At 61.0% G+C, this 15,371-nt stretch carries 17 protein-coding genes; 4 read left to right on the forward strand and 13 right to left on the reverse strand.

What is annotated here, in order from left to right:
* Nucleotides 1-161: 161 nt before the first annotated feature.
* From BUC08_RS25075 to dsbD, 4 genes are all read right to left on the reverse strand, one after another.
* The gene (locus BUC08_RS25075; protein WP_229944745.1) at nt 162-614 is read right to left on the reverse strand and encodes a L,D-transpeptidase; all 453 of its coding nucleotides are present in this window, start codon (nt 612-614) and stop codon (nt 162-164) included.
* 290 nt (nt 615-904) lie between these two features.
* Nucleotides 905-1,537 (reverse strand): DsbA family protein, encoded by a 633-nt coding sequence (locus BUC08_RS23805; RefSeq protein WP_037931861.1) that lies wholly within the window; start codon nt 1,535-1,537, stop codon nt 905-907.
* A gap of 28 nt (nt 1,538-1,565) precedes the next feature.
* Nucleotides 1,566-2,384, reverse strand: coding sequence for a TlpA disulfide reductase family protein (locus tag BUC08_RS23810; RefSeq protein ID WP_037931858.1), 819 nt, complete (start codon nt 2,382-2,384; stop codon nt 1,566-1,568).
* Nucleotides 2,381-4,162: a protein-disulfide reductase DsbD gene (gene dsbD / locus BUC08_RS23815; RefSeq protein WP_037931855.1), complete on the reverse strand. Its 1,782-nt coding sequence runs from the start codon at nt 4,160-4,162 to the stop codon at nt 2,381-2,383. Before dsbD ends, BUC08_RS23810 begins: the two co-directional genes overlap by 4 nt.
* Nucleotides 4,163-4,245: 83 nt before the next feature.
* Between dsbD and BUC08_RS23820 the strand changes: the two genes are divergently transcribed.
* The 3 genes from BUC08_RS23820 (at nt 4,246) to BUC08_RS23830 (ending at nt 7,171) form a co-directional block, all read left to right on the forward strand.
* Nucleotides 4,246-4,911: a winged helix-turn-helix domain-containing protein gene (locus BUC08_RS23820; protein ID WP_037239933.1), complete on the forward strand. Its 666-nt coding sequence runs from the start codon at nt 4,246-4,248 to the stop codon at nt 4,909-4,911.
* Nucleotides 4,908-6,260: an ATP-binding protein gene (locus tag BUC08_RS23825; protein ID WP_037931853.1), complete on the forward strand. Its 1,353-nt coding sequence runs from the start codon at nt 4,908-4,910 to the stop codon at nt 6,258-6,260. The genes BUC08_RS23820 and BUC08_RS23825 overlap by 4 nt, the downstream gene beginning before the upstream one ends.
* Nucleotides 6,261-6,355: 95 nt before the next feature.
* A complete protein-coding gene (locus BUC08_RS23830) occupies nt 6,356-7,171 on the forward strand; it encodes an alpha/beta hydrolase family protein (RefSeq protein ID WP_037931851.1) in 816 nt (271 codons plus the stop codon).
* 109 nt (nt 7,172-7,280) lie between these two features.
* Here BUC08_RS23830 and BUC08_RS25195 read toward each other — a convergent pair whose 3' ends face one another.
* From BUC08_RS25195 to BUC08_RS23870, 8 genes are all read right to left on the reverse strand, one after another.
* Nucleotides 7,281-7,523 carry a L,D-transpeptidase gene (locus BUC08_RS25195; RefSeq protein WP_051694715.1) on the reverse strand — a complete coding sequence of 81 codons (243 nt, stop codon included), beginning with the start codon at nt 7,521-7,523 and terminating at the stop codon, nt 7,281-7,283.
* A 315-nt stretch (nt 7,524-7,838) separates the two neighbouring features.
* Nucleotides 7,839-8,450: a class I SAM-dependent methyltransferase gene (locus tag BUC08_RS23840; RefSeq protein WP_037931848.1), complete on the reverse strand. Its 612-nt coding sequence runs from the start codon at nt 8,448-8,450 to the stop codon at nt 7,839-7,841.
* 14 nt (nt 8,451-8,464) lie between these two features.
* Nucleotides 8,465-9,952, reverse strand: a complete 1,488-nt coding sequence (locus BUC08_RS23845; RefSeq protein WP_143186821.1) for a multicopper oxidase family protein — start codon at nt 9,950-9,952, stop codon at nt 8,465-8,467.
* A complete protein-coding gene (locus BUC08_RS23850) occupies nt 9,949-11,700 on the reverse strand; it encodes a SulP family inorganic anion transporter (protein ID WP_037931845.1) in 1,752 nt (583 codons plus the stop codon). The genes BUC08_RS23845 and BUC08_RS23850 overlap by 4 nt, the downstream gene beginning before the upstream one ends.
* Before the next feature lie 5 nt (nt 11,701-11,705).
* On the reverse strand, nt 11,706-12,092 hold the full coding sequence (locus BUC08_RS23855) for a rhodanese-like domain-containing protein (protein WP_037931842.1): 387 nt from the start codon (nt 12,090-12,092) through the stop codon (nt 11,706-11,708).
* Nucleotides 12,093-12,103: 11 nt separating this feature from the next.
* Nucleotides 12,104-13,024, reverse strand: coding sequence for an MBL fold metallo-hydrolase (locus BUC08_RS23860; RefSeq protein WP_037931840.1), 921 nt, complete (start codon nt 13,022-13,024; stop codon nt 12,104-12,106).
* 2 nt (nt 13,025-13,026) lie between these two features.
* Entirely contained in the window at nt 13,027-13,461 is a 435-nt protein-coding gene (locus tag BUC08_RS23865) for a DUF6691 family protein (protein ID WP_037931837.1), read from the reverse strand.
* A gap of 10 nt (nt 13,462-13,471) precedes the next feature.
* A complete protein-coding gene (locus BUC08_RS23870; protein ID WP_037931834.1) occupies nt 13,472-13,921 on the reverse strand; it encodes a YeeE/YedE family protein in 450 nt (149 codons plus the stop codon).
* Between the two features lie 60 nt (nt 13,922-13,981).
* Between BUC08_RS23870 and BUC08_RS23875 the strand changes: the two genes are divergently transcribed.
* On the forward strand, nt 13,982-14,320 hold the full coding sequence (locus tag BUC08_RS23875) for an ArsR/SmtB family transcription factor (protein ID WP_051694714.1): 339 nt from the start codon (nt 13,982-13,984) through the stop codon (nt 14,318-14,320).
* 327 nt (nt 14,321-14,647) lie between these two features.
* On the opposite strand, the gene BUC08_RS23880 is transcribed toward BUC08_RS23875, so the two are convergent.
* Nucleotides 14,648-15,271 (reverse strand): hypothetical protein, encoded by a 624-nt coding sequence (locus tag BUC08_RS23880; RefSeq protein ID WP_037931831.1) that lies wholly within the window; start codon nt 15,269-15,271, stop codon nt 14,648-14,650.
* Between the last annotated feature and the right edge of the window lie 100 nt (nt 15,272-15,371).

Genomic DNA, 15,371 nt, shown 5'->3' on the forward strand with positions numbered 1-15,371 from the left:
GGGGAAACGATAGCCCTTCAGGCGCGGCATCTCAGATGGTATCCTCATGACAAAACGCTAGTCGCGCCAAGGTGCGGTAGCAAGTTGGCAATGCCTAAGCGAACCTTAAATGCCCTACCTCGACGGCATTTTTCCGAGACCTGGACTGCTCGCTTTCCGGATCATGCGGCCTCGCGATCCGTTTTGATCGGCTTGGCCGAAGGCAACACGATCACAGAAGACCCATGCACTGCACGCTTGTGCAGGTCGATAACATCATGGTTGAGCATCCGGATGCAGCCGGACGAAACTGCCTTGCCCAACTCCTGCGGGGATGCGCTGCCGTGGACACGATACAGCGTGTCCTTGCCGTTCTGAAACAGATATAGCGCCCGCGCGCCCATCGGGTTGTCCGGTCCAGGATCCATGCCACCGTTGGCTACGGAATAGGGCTCAAGCTTCGGTTGCCGCGCGATCATCGTCGCGGGCACTTTCCATCGTGGCCATTCCCGGCAGAATTGCAGGCGCGCCGCGCCCTCCCACGCAAAACCCGCCGCCCCCACGCTGACGCCGTAGCGCATTGCGGTATCCGGCCCCTGTACGAAATGCAAAAGCGCCGCGTCGGGATCGATCACGATAGTGCCCCGAGCGCGCTCGGGGAAAGGATTGATCACCTCCTGCCGCCAAAGGCGGGGCGCGATAATACCATCGGGCAAGCCAGGTATCGGCCAAGGCTCCGTCGTGATCGGGCCGTAAAAGGCGGGCAGCGGCGGATATACCGGCGCAGGGGGCGGCGCAGCCCGTGTCGGAGGTGCAGACGGTTTGCGAGCGCAGGCCGCAAGACCGCCCGCTCCGGCGAGCGCGATGAACGAGCGTCGGGTCAAAAGAGATACTGTCGTCTTAGGGATGGGCGGGGTAGTGATATTCATGTGCGGCTTGCCTCAATAGCCTCGCGCAGGGCCTCACGGTCCATCGAACCCGGATAGATCGAGGCACCGATGATAAACGCCGGCGTACCGCGCAGGCCCAGCTGCGTGGCCTGAAAGCTGTTGCGTGAGAGTAGCCCATCCCATTTACCCCGATTGGCACGATAGGCCGCATCCAGTTCAGTCGGATCGAGGCCCGCCTCCTCAAGCGCCTCCTCTATGGCCGCGTCCGAAAGCCGCCCTTCCGTTGCCATTAGGGTTTCCAAGGCCAGCTCATACCCGCCCACGTCCACGGCGCCCAAAGCGAGCTGGGTTGCACGGACGGAGGGTGCGCCAAAAATCGGCCAGTCCTTGAGCACAAGGCGCACATCGCCGTCTTCTTCCACAACCTCGGTCAACACGGGATGGTTTGCCTTGCAATAGGGGCATTGGTAATCGAAGAATTCCACGATGGTGACGCTGCCCTGTGGATTTCCGAGCACTGGATTATCGGGGTCGAACAGAACATCCTCGACCGTGAGCTCCTGCGCCTCGAGCTGCCGCGCGGGAGGTATCAACGTCATACCCAGCAGCGCCGCCGTTCCGCCGACACCGCCCGCAAGCAGCATGTTTCTACGGTTCAAATAAGTCATCTTGGTTCTCCTTTCTGATGATTCGATTTCATTGCGAGGCCTTCCGGCGCAGGTCGTCGATGGCCGCTAGCAAGGCCGCGCGCGAAATTTCTCCGGTGTGGACGGCCTGGAGGCTGCCGTCAGCCGCAAAAAACAGGGTACTGGGCAGCCCGAGCATGCCGAACTTTTGCATGAGGGCGGAGTCCGGGTCGCGGATCATTCCGTCGGCAGGCAGATCGTTCAGGACGAGATACTCGCCGATGACGCTATCCCGCTCGCCCTGATTGGCGAAAATGATATCGACGTCGCCCTGGGATTGCGCCACATCAGTCATCATCGGCATCTCGCGGCGGCACGGCGGGCACCACGTCGCCCAAAGGTTCAGAACAACAGGCACGTCGCGGTTTGCCAGCGAGATCGGCGCACCGGATAGATCCTCGAATGCAGTGATGGGAAGCCGTCCCCGCGTCTCATCCGGTAACAACAAAGTCGCGACGGTAAAGACAAGAAACGCCATGCCGACACTGCCGAGGACGGGACCACCGGCGCGGGATTGACTGAGGAAGGCCGCGAACAGCGTTGCACCGAGGCCGAACGTTCCAGCCCGGATGTCGAAGCCACCTTGCCAGATCGCAAAGACGCTTAGCGGCGCGGACGCAAAAACGTCCCAATGTGCGACCACGTAGCCAAGTCGCGCGGTGATGACCCAGATTACGAAAACGGCACCGGTCCAACGGTGGATCGCATCGCGGCGGCCACGGTTCCGCCATGCGAGGAGCTCGGCGACGCCAAGAAACGCAATGACCGTCAAAACCGCGATAAAACGGTCATTGGAAAATACGAACGGACCGATGGAGATCGCGTTCATCGGACTGCCTCCACCGCGGCCTGCACGGCGCGAGGACCGGTATCGCCAACGATGCGTGTGCCCGAGCGCTCAACCCTGTTACGGTCCAGAAAGACCATGGTCGGTGGTCCGACCGCTGCCAACCGATCCAGCATACGCTGCCCGTCCTCACCGAAATCCGTCACGTCCACCGCGATCAGGTTCACATCAGCCAGTGCCGCCTGCACGCTCGCATCTGACCAGACGTCGCGTTCGATGACCCGGCAAGTTACGCACCAGTCCGCAGTGACATAGACCAATGCGGGCGCATCGGGTTCGCCGGCAAGTGCCGCGTCCAGTGCATCGGGCGTCGTCACCGTATGGAAGGCAATCTGTTCGTTGGTTGGCCCTGCAATGCCGTTCTGCAACACTGCCAACGGGCGCAGCGGATCGTTGCCTCCCAAGGCCGCGCCGACGGCCATGATCGCACCGGTAAGCATCGACAGGACTGCGAGAGTTTTTACACCCCGGCGTCCCATGTCGGCCTCTTTGGGCAGCAGGTCCATTGCACCTGCGAACACCCCTGCCCCAATCAGCAATGTCGCCCAAAGTGCGAGGATCACCGGCCCTGGCATAAGTCGTCCGATCAGCCAGATCGCCATGCCGAGAAAGATGAGACCGAACAGACGCTTCACCCCGTCCATCCATCCGCCCGCCCGCGGCAGCACCTGTGTGCCAAGCGTACCGGCAATCATCAGCGGGATGCCTTGCCCCAGCCCCAGTGCGAACAGCGCACCGGCCCCAAGGGTGACATCTCCCGTGCCGGCGATGTACAAGAGCGCGCCCGCCAACGGTGCGGTCACGCAAGGCCCCACGATCAGCGCCGAGGTAAAGCCGAGCGTCGCCGCCCCACCAAAAGTCCCACCCCGGCTCGCTCCGGCAGAGGACAGGCGCCGTGTCCATGCGGCGGGCAGTTGCACTTCGAACAGTCCGAACATCGACAAGGCCAGAACCACAAAAATCGCGGCAACACCGTAGACGGCCGCAGGCGATTGCAGCACGATCTGCAGGTTCTGTCCCGACCAGGCTGCCGCAACGCCGAGCAGACCGAAGGCGGACGCCATGGCCAGAACATAAACCCCGGAAAGGGCGGCACCGCGCCGGACTGTCAGGTCACGGCCCTGTCCCGTCAATATCCCCGCGAGGATCGGGAACATGGGGAACACGCATGGTGTGAACGCCAGCAGCAGCCCGAACCCCAAGAACCCGGCTAATACCATCAAGGTGCCGCCGCGTGCATGCAGTCCCTCGATCATACCGTTGTCTTGCGCCAGTGCCACGCCGTCGCTCACAGGGGCCGTTGAGGTGCCTTCGACAGCGGCCAAGGTTTCAGAAACCGGAGGATAGCAGATGCCGCCGTTCTGACAGCCCTGCCATGTCACGGTCACGGGGCCATCCACCGGTCCCATGACCGCTTGTGCGCTACTCGAGTAAATCTCGACCGACCCGAATGTCGGATCGTCCATCGAGGCTCCCGCTGGCGTCTGCAGTGGAATCGGCGTTCCACTCTCACTTTGTGCGCCTAGTTTATCGCGGTAGAGGTAGTATCCCTCGGCAATTTCCCAAGACAGAATGCGCGTTCCGTCGGGTTGCTCGGAAACGCTGAGTGCAAATGCTTCTTGCGCAGGGAGCGGTCGATCAGACGAGAAGATTGAAGATTGAGCCGCCATCGGCGATGCGGACATGAGGGCAATCACCACTGCAAGCAGGGCGATCAGCGCGCTCTGGGTGGCGCGGAACAGTATCAGGGTCATTTTCATGTCGCTCAAATTGCCCTCCAGCCTTAAGCAGGGCTTAAGGCTGACAGTACATTTGCCTAATTCGCCGGAAAGGAGATCAGAACGTGCGGATACTGATTGTCGAAGACGACGCGACGCTGGCCAATGGCCTGACGGTTGGCCTGCGCCTGTCGGGCTTCACGCCGGAACTGGTCGAAACCTGCGCAGATGCAAAGGCAGCACTTTCGCAGGGCGGGTTTGCCGCCGTGGTCCTCGATATTTTGCTCCCGGATGGCTCCGGCCTCGATATCCTCTCCGGCATGCGCGAAGAGCACGACGCCACTCCTACTTTGTTGTTGACAGCCCTGGATCAAATTCGGGACCGGATTGCGGGCCTCGATCTTGGTGCGGACGACTATCTCGGCAAACCCTTCGATCTGGACGAGGTGGCTGCGCGCCTGCGCTCCATAGTGCGACGGTCGGAAGGACGTGCGCAGGCAAGGCTTGAATGGAACGGTCTGAGCGTCGATCCCGCGAGGATGTCCGGCAGCCTCGGTGGTCAAGACATCAGTTTTTCCCCGCGCGAGTTTGTGATCTTGCGCGCCTTGCTCGAACGGCCGGGTGCGATCCTGTCGAAATCCACCCTCGAAGAGCGCCTCTACGGCTGGCAGGAGGGTGTAGAGAGCAACGCGGTCGAAGTGCATGTCCACAATCTGCGCGCTAAATTGGGCGCGTCCTTTATCGAGACCGTACGTGGTGCCGGATACAAGGTGCGAAAGGAGGTCGTATGAATTCGATCCGCGTCCGGCTCTTTGCAATTTTGATGATGGCAACGGGGGCAATCTGGTGTTCGGCGTTCTTCTGGATCCAGCAATCCACCCGCGCGGACGTGGGACGTGTTCTTGACGCGCGGCTGGCCGAAGCGGGACAGATGGTTTCTTCCCTTATCTCGGACCAGCGCATTGACGTCGCACGTGCGGCCACCATCGTGACGGACATTCCCGCCGCGGACGACCGCCTCGGCGCTGAATATTCTCACAGGCTGTCCTGTCAGATCTGGTCACTGGACGGTACACTCGTGGGCCGTTCCGGCAGCGCTCCCGAGGGGCAGCTTTCCTCTTTGGATACTGGCTTTGCCGACAATACAGTCGATGGCGAGAAGTGGCGCGTCTATTCGGTGGTTAACGAGGTCCTCGGTGTGCGCGTCATGGTTGGCGATAGCCACACCGTGCGCGACCGGTTGGTGCGTGACGTGACGAGAGGGCTCATTCTGCCGGCGTTAGTAATCCTGCCGTTGCTTGCAGGCCTGATCTGGCTCAGTGTGCAGCGGGGACTCCTGCCGCTTGAGCGATTGGCCACTGGTCTTTCGCAACGCACAGCAGACAATCTTTCGCCTGTCGCCGCAGAAACCCTGCCGCGGGAAATCCGGCCAGTCGGCGCGGCATTAAACGGTCTCTTCGGCCGCGTCAGCGCCGCGCGAGACAGAGAGAAAGCGTTCACCGCTTTCGCCGCTCATGAGCTGAAGACGCCCCTCGCTGGGATCAAGACACAGGCACAGGTCGCGCTGAAGGCTCCCGATCAGGAAACGCGCACCGGTGCGCTTGAGCGCATCCAGTATGGCGTCGATCGGACTGATCGAATGGTGCGTCAACTCCTTGCGCTGGCACTCGTAGACAGTACGGACGTTAGCAAACTTGAGCCCGTCGATGTGTCGGCGGTTCTGCACGATGTCGTGGATGATCTGTCCCGCCGCGCCGCGAAAAAACGCGTCGCAGTAAGTTTGCCTGATGCGCGCCCCGTGATAAAAGAAAGTGATCCCATCCTTTTGACAGCGGCGCTTCGCAACGTGATCGAGAATGCCATTGCCGTAGCACCTGCGGATAGTACTGTCGAGATAACGATGGAGGCTCTGAATGAGTACCTCCGCATTGTCGTGATGGACCGGGGTCCCGGCATTGCGAACGATGATCGGGAGAAAATAACTGACAGGTTCTTCCGTGGGGTAGGTGCGACCGAAAACGGTAGCGGACTGGGCCTTGCAATCGTGGAGACCGCCGTGAAGCGCCTCGGCGGCCGACTGACGTTCGCGGCGCGCGAAGGGGGCGGCGAAACGGTCAGCCTGCATTTCGACCGACGGTAATGATCATTCCGCTTCCGCCGACGGGCTGCCAGAAGACCGGGAGAGTGATGGAAACACGAGCTATTTTCATCTTTGTCAGGCAAACGGAGAGTTAAATGTACAGACGCACTTTCGTCTCAGGCGTTTCAGCCGGTGTGCTGGCAATGCCCGCCCTGGGCCAAACGGCCTTGCCGTTACCGATCGGCATTCCCGACCCCAAAGGCGAAAGCACTTTGCTCCCCGCCGTTGGCTCCGGTCCCCGGCCGCTGATTTATCTGTCTCATAGGTTGGGTGGCGTCCCCGAAATGGGACGGCAGAACGACGCGCCATGGATCATGTTCGGTGCTATGCAGCGAGCGGGCTGGACGATCCTGCGCAGTGCGGATGCCGGGCCCGAGACCTACGGCAACGATCAGGCGCTTGCCTATTGCGCCCGCATGTGCGGCAAGGCAATCGAACGCATGGACTGGGACGGGCGGCTATTCTCCCTGGGAATTTCGATGGGCGCGATTCCCGCTTTGCTGATGACATGGCGGGGTCTCTTCCCGCATCCGGTGCGTGCAGTTGCCACGGTCGCCGGCGTAATGAACCTTACTAAAATCCATGCAAGTCCGTCTGACCGCCGCGCCCGGATCGACGCGGCTTACAACGTCACACAGCACTTCCCGTTCGAGCAGGCGAGCAAGGGTCACGATCCGCTGAACGACTTCCACAGCTTTTCCGAAAACCGCATTCCGCTTCTGGCTGTCGCTAGTTCGGACGACGCGTTACTGCCGATAGACGTCCATGCCGGTCCAATGATCGAGACTAGTCGCGCGATCGGAAGCCCGTCCGAGTTGATGCAGATTTCGGGATCCCATATCGGAGACGAGCATTTTACCGAGCAGATGGCGGGGCGAGTACTCGATTTCTTCACGGTGCATGGTCGTTGACATTGAGCAGCCCGTATGCCTCTTCCAATCGGGATTTCAAGCAAGTCGTATAGGGCTACCGACAGCATTTGCGTTTAACTGGCTCAAGTCATTCAGGACTCGACATCGTCTAATAAAGTCCAGCCAACTCTGCTGGCTTCATCGAATGCAGGACGATCACAGAAGTGCTGTGGATGGCGCGATCATGGAGGTCGATGGCATCCTGATTGAACCTACGAATGCAGCCCGACGAGGCAGCCTTTCCAAGCTCCCGCCCCGAGGCACATCCGTGGATACGGTAAAGCGGATCGACGTCGTTCTCGAAAAGATGAAGCGCCCGCGCGTCTAACGGATATCCGGGCACCGGATCCATACCTCCGTTTGCTACCGAGCAAGGCGCAAGCTCCGGTGACCATTTAATCCTCGCCACTCTGGCGCATACGCCGTGGCCACCTCCTGTTGCCAGAGGTCGAGTGACAAAAATGCCGTCTGGAGCGGCGGGAAATCGGATAGGGTCCGTCAGTGGTCGCTCCGTAAAAGCCGGGGAGTGGTGGAATGTGCAACAGTGTAATTGCGCGGCTGGCCGGTTCGATCGGTGGGGGACTGGCACAATCGGCAAATCCGGCCATCGCGCCAAGGGTCATGAGACTTTCCTTTTTCATTCTGAATGGGGCGGCATCCTGTAGACTCACACCGCCTCGAATACCGAGTACTGAAAGCTTTGGGTTACGCCTCCGGGTGTCCGGTGGCCCACCTTTCGCGTTTCCAGCGGTTGAAACGATGGCCCAACGCGCGCAGAAAGGGCCTCGGAGGAATAACGCTGCACCGGCAGACCGCTGCACCGCTCGGGGCCGTCTTCGGCGAATGTGGCCATGATCACAATCGAGCCAGGCGTGGTTGCCAATTTCAGAGCCGATAAATAGGCATCCTGAGATGCGCGGTTGGTCAAGAAATGAAACGCCGCCCGGTCATGCCAGACGCCTGATGTACGCGCGGGCCGCCAGTCCGTGACGTCCTGCACAACAAAGGTCGGCTGCACGTCCCGCCCGATCAGACGATCCCGGACCACATCGAAACTTCTGTCCGACAGGTCCAGCAACGTCACATCTTCGACGCCGTTGTCCAGCAACCGGTCCACCAGCCGCGACGTCCCTGCGCCGATATCGACAATACCCCGCGCCGCAGCATCCCGATGGGTCAGGATCAGATCGAGGCTCGGCTGAGCGTCATTCTGAAACCACGACACCGTCTCCTCGGACTTTGTGGCGTAGACGCTGTTCCAATGATCGCGCTTTTCCATTGCTTCGACCCTTCCTATCCGACCGTGAACTGTCCCATCATGCCCGCATCCTCATGTTCGAGAATGTGGCAGTGGTACATGAATGGGGTTTCTTTCTCGGCCCGTTTGTCGAAGCGGACGAGGATTTCGGTGGGGCCGTCGACCAACACCACGTCCTTCATGCCGATCCGCGCCGGATCGACCGCCCGACCGCCCATCGTCACGACCTGAAACGACGTGCCGTGCACGTGGAACGGATGCACCATCATATCAGCGTTTATGCGCCACAACTCGGTCTCGCCCATGGGAACGGCCAGGTCGATGCTCCCCATGTCGTAGGACTCCCCGTTGATGCCCATGATCTGACCGTCGCGGCCGATCAGATTGTTGAACATGCCGCCCATCATCGACCCTGTATGGACGTTCAGTGTGAAATCGCGGGTGCGGACCGGAGCGCCGAGATCGGGCAAATCAGACGGCAAAGACGCAGGTAGTGTCGCGGGCCCGGTCTCTGCGGCATCGCCCACGTCAAACGACATGATCTCAAACGGGGCGTCATCGCTTCCGCTGCCCATCTTGCCGCCGCCATTCATCATGCCACCGCCGCCCATCATGCCGCCGCTGCTGACATTGCGTGAAACCAACCGGACAGCTGACCGGTCCGTGAAATTAACGACGATCTCGGCCCGCTCCGCCGGGGCCAGGCGCAGGCCATTCATGGCGATCGGCGCGGGCAGGAGCCCGCCATCGCTGGCGACCTGGTGGAACTGACGCCCGTCGTTGAAGCTGAAATCATACATCCGGGCGTTCGAGGCATTGAGCAGACGCAGGCGCACCAGCCCGGCGGGCACCGTCAGTGTAGGTCGGATCGCGCCGTTGACCAGCATCTCAGTGCCGCGGAACCCCTGCATCCTGTCCATCATGCCAGGATCGTAAGACATGCGGCCGGACCGGTCGAAATTGCGGTCTTGCACGATCAGCGGGAAATCGTTCGTGCCGTAATCGCGGGGCAGCGGATCGACCGCATCGGGATCGTCGATGATGATCATGCCTGCAAGGCCGCGATAGACCTGATCGGCGGTGCGCCCGTGGACATGGCTGTGATACCAGAGCGTCGCGGCGGGATGATCCACCGGCAACTCGGGCGACCAGGTCCTGCCCGGATCAAAGGCCAGTTGCGGCCCGCCGTCGAGATGTCCGGGCACGTGCATGCCATGCCAGTGCGCGGTGATGGGATCATCGGTGCGATTGACCACGTCGATATTTGCCGTGCGTCCACGCTGAAACCTCAGCAGCGGACCCAGATAATCCTGCTCATAGCCTAGCGTATCGGATGCGGCGCCCGACATGAATTCGCGCGTGCCTTTCATCGCGGTCAGGGTATTGCCCGCGCCGGGCCCGACCTCCATCACTTGGGGGATCGGCAAAGGCGCACCGGGTTCTGCGGCGACCGCGCGGCGGGTCAGCAAGGCTGGCGTGGCGAGAGTGGCAGCGGTGAGGGTGAGGAACCGGCGGCGTTTCATAGGGACACTCCATCATTGGATGGTGAGAATTGATTGGTGGAACCATTGCACAGGGCCTGCACCGCGCGGTGCTGCGTCAGGAAAACCCGGCCCGTGAGATCGGACAGAAAGTGGGTTTTCTTCAGGCCGTCCATCACTGGCCCCTTCACTTCGCTGAGGTGGAACTTAATATCTCGCGTGCCCAGCCGTGTGTTGATCGCCTCAAGGCTTTCGAGTGCACTCATGTCGATCTCGTTCACCGCGGAGCACATCAGGATCACGTGGTGCAGGTCGTCGCGGTCGGCGATCATGTCATAGATGCGGTCTTCGAGGTTGCGGGCATTGGCAAAATACAGGCTTTCGTCCACGCGCACCGACAGGATGCCGTCATGCAGCGTCACGTTATGTCGGTCGACGTTGCGATAGTGTTCAGTGCCTGGCACCTGACCCACCACCGCCATATGCGGACGCGAGGATTTGTAGAGGTGGATGAGGATCGAGATCAGCACCCCCGCCGACACGCCGACTTCAACCCCGAGGGTGAGCGTCAACAGGATCGTCGCCGACACGGCGGCGAAATCGGCCTTGGAATAGACCCAGCTGCGTTTCAGGATCGAGAAATCGACAAGGCTGAGGACCGCGACGATGATCGTCGCCGCCAGCGTCGCCTTGGGCAGGAAATAGATCAGCGGTGTCAGCATCAGCGCGGCAATGGCCAATCCTACGGCAGTGTAGGCCCCCGCAGCGGGTGTGCGTGCCCCTGCGTCGAAGTTCACCACGGACCGCGAGAACCCGCCGGTGACCGGAAAGCCGCCCGTGAACGCTGCACCAAGGTTGGCCGCGCCCAGACCAATCAGCTCCTGGTCCGGATCGATGCGCTGACGACGCTTGGCGGCAAGCGTCTGCGCGACCGAGATCGATTCAACGAAGCCGATGATCGAGATCAGGATGGCGGGCCCGATCATCGCGACCAGAACGTCCGGCTGGAATGACGGCAGCGTCAGGGGCGGCAGCGCCTGGGGTACTGCACCGACGATGTCGACGCCGCGGTCCGCAAGGCCAAAGGCCCAGACCGCCAGCGTCGTGGCCAGAACGGCAAAGACCGGCCCGGCCTTGGCCCCCATTTCAGCCAACGTCTTGCTAAGACCGATCCGCTGCAGCAGCGGCTTGAGGCCTTTGCGCACCCAGAACAGGAATGCCGTCGCGGTTACGCCCAGCAGAACCGTGATCCAGTTGATCGTGCCGAGAACCGACCATAACCCGTGCAGCATCTCGATCAGCGTGTCGCCGGAGGCTTTGACGCCGAGGATGTGCTTCAGCTGGCTGGTGGCAATCAGGATACCGCTGGCGGTGATGAACCCGGCGATCACCGGATGCGACAGGAAGTTTGCCAGAAACCCCAGCCGGAACAGTCCGAGGATCAGCAGGAAGGCACCGGACAGAAACGCCAGTGTCAGGGCTGCGGTGACATAGTCGATGCCCTGATCGCTGAGCTTGCCGATGGCCGCCGCCGTCATCAAAGACACCACGGCCACCGGCCCGACTGCCAGCGTGCGCGAGGTGCCGAAGATGGCATAAAGCACGATGGGCAGGATCGAGGCATAGATCCCCGCCTCAGGGGGCAGTCCCGCCAGCAATGCATAAGCCAGCGATTGCGGAATCAGCATGATCGTGACGATCACCGCCGCGACCAGATCGCCGCTCAGCTTGTCACGGTCGTAGCTGCGGCCCCAGTCCAGCACCGGCAGGTATCGGGTCAGGTTGGGCACGTTTCTCAAGACTTGATGGGCAGCCCGGCCTCTTTCCAGCCGCCCAGACCGCCGTCGATGACCTTGGCACTATAGCCCATTGTCGTGAGCGTATCGGCCGCCAGCGCGGCGCGGGCACCCGACGCACACAGGACATGCACGCATCCTTCCGAATGGCGCAACGCCACCAGAGCGTCATGCCCCTTGCCGGTGTCCGGATCGGCCTGGGACTCCAGAAGCCCACGGGGGATGTGGATCGCTCCGTCAACCGCGCCATCGCTGTCCAGCTCGGACGGTTCGCGGACGTCGAGGATCAGATCGCCGCGCGCCTGTGCGGCTTGCGCATCGCCGGGGCGGATGGTTTCGACACGGGTCTTGGCGTCCGCCACCAGGTCTTTCATGGATTTGGTCATGGATATCTCCTTTAGAATTTATCGACGGGCAATTTCAGATAATGCGCCCCGTCGCTTTCGGCGTCCGGCAGCCGCCCGCCGCGCAGGTTGATCTGCAAAACGGCCAGCATCCGGTCAGGCAGGGCTAGGGTCGCGTCGCGGCTGTCGCGCGTTTCGACATACGTCGCCTTGTCGGTATCACCGCCCACGTGGATGTTATGCGCCTTGTGATCGTCGACACGCGCTTCCCATTCCGGCTCATCCCGGCCTTCGGCACCGTAGTCATGGCCGATGAACAGGCGCGTGTTGCCGGGCAACGCCAAGATGGCCTGCAATGAGTCCCACAATTCTTCGCTGCTTCCACCGGGAAAATCGGCGCGAGAGGTGCCGCTGTCGGGCTGCATGAACGTATCGTGCACGAAAGCCGCATTGCCGCAGATATAGGTGATCGACCCCAGCGTATGGCCCGGCGACAACATCACGCGAACCTCCAGATCGCCGATCTTGAACGTATCGCCGTCTGCAAACAGTCGGTCGAAATCGCGGGTGGGATCGAATGCGTCCGGCGCGTTGTATATGCCGCGCCATAGGTCGGCGATTTCTTTTACTTTCTGGCCGATGGCATTGGGCGCGCCGGTACGGTCTTTCAGCCGCGCCGATGCCATCGCGTGATCGGCATGGGGATGCGTATCCAGCACCCACTCCACCGTCAGACCATGCTCATCAATCAGAGAAAGGACCTGATCCATGCTACGGGTATCGGTGGCGAAGCTGGCCGGATCGAAGTTCAGCACGACGTCGATCAACGCGGCCTTCTTCGTTGCGGGGTCCGCACAGATATACTGGATTGAACCGGTATCGGGTTCATAGATGCCCCAGACATCGGGGTTGCCCGCACCGGTCGAGGGCGAATGACGCACGATCGGTTGGTCAAGTTTTGAGGTGTCTGTCATGGTCAGGCTCCTTTGACTTTGAAGATGGAAAGTGATTTCGCGGCTCCACCCAGCACGATGCCGATCAGCATGGCAGGCAGGAACATGAGGATTCCGGCCGATCCCATCGCCAAAGCGGTCCAGGCCGGACCGGGACAGAAGCCGCCAAGCCCCCAGCCGATGCCGAATATGGCGGCCCCGGTCAGCAGGGGGGTGTCGATTTCGGCGTCTTTTGGAAGGTCGAATCGAGTTCCGACAATGGGGGTCTTCTGTCGCCAGACCAAACGGTATCCGACAAAGGCGGTTATCGATGCACCGCCCATGACGAAGGCGAGACTGGGATCCCAGACCCCAAAGATGTCGAGAAAGTTCAGAACTTTTGCAGGATCGGCCATGCCTGACAGGATCAGCCCGAGGCCGAAGGTCAAACCGGCGATCAAACCCAGTATGGGACGCATGACAGGCTCCTTAAAATACGTGACGGATCAGGGTGGTCGTCACGATGGCGGCGGCGACAAACACGCTCACCGCGACCAGCGACCGGGGTGACAATCTTGCAATGCCGCACACACCGTGCCCCGACGTGCAGCCCGATCCCAACGCTGTGCCAACCCCGACCAGCAGTCCGGCGATGGCCATACCGGGCAGGTTCTCGGGCACGGTCTGCTGCGGGAACGATCCGGTCGCCAGCAGCACGACAACAGGGGACGCGATCAGACCCAGCAGGAACGACAGCCGCCAGCCCCGGTCGTCGGGTCCACCGGCACCGGGCAACAATCCGGTCAACCCCTTGGTGATCCCTGTGATGCCCGCGATCTTGCCGAACAAGCCCATGACCATCACGGCGCTGAGCCCGATCAGCGCGCCGCCGAACAGCGACAGCCACGGCGTGAATTCGGTTGTGACGACGGGTCCCATACGGGCCTCCTTTCGTCTATTTCTATTGTTGTTCACTGTATCGTCTGCTATATGTAAGACATGACTAAATTAGTCAACACTAATATAAATGAAAACCGGCCGTCGCTGCCGGTTCTGCAGGCGCGTGCGGCAGAAGTCGCCGTGCACCTCGGGCTGTTGTCGAATTCCAACAGACTGATGGTGCTCTGCCACTTACTGGAAGGCGAGCAATCGGTCGGAGCCTTGCAGGCGCAGCTGGAACTGAGTCAATCGGCGCTTAGCCAGCATCTCGCCCGATTGCGCGAGGCCGGGATGGTGTCCACGCGCCGCGATCGGCAGACGATCTTCTATCGTATCGCCGATCCGCGGGTGCATCAGATGATCGAGGCGCTGTATCTAATCTATTGTGACCCGGACTGAGAAACCGTTGGCGATTGTATCTTCGCGGAGGCAGCCCGTAACCTGGCCCGATTTCCACGCAAATGGGAAATCGAACCCGGCACTGTGCCAAGATGAGTGGTTTCTGCCCCGGCCACAAACCTGTGGCAAAACAGGGCGTTCGGTTTTCCCAAGAAGTATCCTGTAACACTGGCGTGACATTGCTCCTCGGGTGCTCACTGATCGGCCAACGGATGCCGGAGGTTAGTTTCAGAGGAAAATTCGAGTCGAGATTTACATACTCATCCAAGGCCTGCTTCGGAGCCAGGCAGCCACCCGCATCCTTTCATGCCGATGGCTGCCCTTGTGTCAACTTGCGTCTTTGAATTCGGTGTATTCGCCGCGGACCTGGACAGTCACGGTTGCGGGCTGGCTGTCGCGATTTCGCCAGAACCAGCCGTGCTCGCCGTCGAATGCCGCAATGATCTCGCCCTCATCGCCCGTCGAGCCGCGGCCCTTTTCATAGGTCACCGAATTGCCGCCGCCGTGGCCGTGCAAGTCGAAATTCACCCGACCGCCTTCGACGAGCATCCGGTATTCCACCGTCTGGCCCTCTTCCATGACCAGCTTCCACTCGGCACTGTCACCGGGTGCCAGCGTAAAGGTGGTTTCGTCGCGCCAGACTTCGGCCTCCTGCGCGTGGGCGGCACCGACAAAAAGTCCGAAGATATCGTTGATAAGGCTCGATTGCTCTTGCCCTTCAAGCTGCATCACCTTGTCGGCCTCGGCCTCCTCCGCGAGCTGGGTCTTGATCTCGCCCATCTCGCTCAGCCCGAGAACGCCGCCGATCCCTGTCGGATCGATGTTATATTCGGCGGGAAGCACCACGGTCACAAGGATCGCAACGGCGCTGGCTGCAGCGATGGCGGTGGAACGGATAAGTTGCGCGGAAGTCGGCAGCTCATCGAGGCTTGGTTTTTCTGCGTTGAACATTTGGATCTCCTAAACTCTCAGGTGGCTACGAAGTAGCCGGTGATTTGCAGGCCCATGAGGATGAACCCCATGGACATCATGATTACGTTGGCGGTGTAGG

It is taken from the genome of Pseudosulfitobacter pseudonitzschiae (assembly GCF_900129395.1).
GTDB lineage: Bacteria > Pseudomonadota > Alphaproteobacteria > Rhodobacterales > Rhodobacteraceae > Pseudosulfitobacter > Pseudosulfitobacter pseudonitzschiae.

Excerpts from the sequence above, each read along its gene's own strand:
- BUC08_RS23805 (WP_037931861.1), bottom strand. The coding sequence starts at position 1,537 with ATGACTTATTTGAACCGTAGAAACATGCTGCTTGCGGGCGGTGTCGGC.
- BUC08_RS23810 (WP_037931858.1), bottom strand. The coding sequence starts at position 2,384 with ATGAACGCGATCTCCATCGGTCCGTTCGTATTTTCCAATGACCGTTTT.
- dsbD (WP_037931855.1), bottom strand. The coding sequence starts at position 4,162 with ATGAAAATGACCCTGATACTGTTCCGCGCCACCCAGAGCGCGCTGATC.
- BUC08_RS23825 (WP_037931853.1), top strand. The coding sequence starts at position 4,908 with ATGAATTCGATCCGCGTCCGGCTCTTTGCAATTTTGATGATGGCAACG.
- BUC08_RS23830 (WP_037931851.1), top strand. The coding sequence starts at position 6,356 with ATGTACAGACGCACTTTCGTCTCAGGCGTTTCAGCCGGTGTGCTGGCA.
- BUC08_RS25195 (WP_051694715.1), bottom strand. The coding sequence starts at position 7,523 with ATGGATCCGGTGCCCGGATATCCGTTAGACGCGCGGGCGCTTCATCTT.
- BUC08_RS23840 (WP_037931848.1), bottom strand. The coding sequence starts at position 8,450 with ATGGAAAAGCGCGATCATTGGAACAGCGTCTACGCCACAAAGTCCGAG.
- BUC08_RS23845 (WP_143186821.1), bottom strand. The coding sequence starts at position 9,952 with ATGAAACGCCGCCGGTTCCTCACCCTCACCGCTGCCACTCTCGCCACG.
- BUC08_RS23855 (WP_037931842.1), bottom strand. The coding sequence starts at position 12,092 with ATGACCAAATCCATGAAAGACCTGGTGGCGGACGCCAAGACCCGTGTC.
- BUC08_RS23860 (WP_037931840.1), bottom strand. The coding sequence starts at position 13,024 with ATGACAGACACCTCAAAACTTGACCAACCGATCGTGCGTCATTCGCCC.
- BUC08_RS23865 (WP_037931837.1), bottom strand. The coding sequence starts at position 13,461 with ATGCGTCCCATACTGGGTTTGATCGCCGGTTTGACCTTCGGCCTCGGG.
- BUC08_RS23870 (WP_037931834.1), bottom strand. The coding sequence starts at position 13,921 with ATGGGACCCGTCGTCACAACCGAATTCACGCCGTGGCTGTCGCTGTTC.
- BUC08_RS23875 (WP_051694714.1), top strand. The coding sequence starts at position 13,982 with ATGACTAAATTAGTCAACACTAATATAAATGAAAACCGGCCGTCGCTG.
- BUC08_RS23880 (WP_037931831.1), bottom strand. The coding sequence starts at position 15,271 with ATGTTCAACGCAGAAAAACCAAGCCTCGATGAGCTGCCGACTTCCGCG.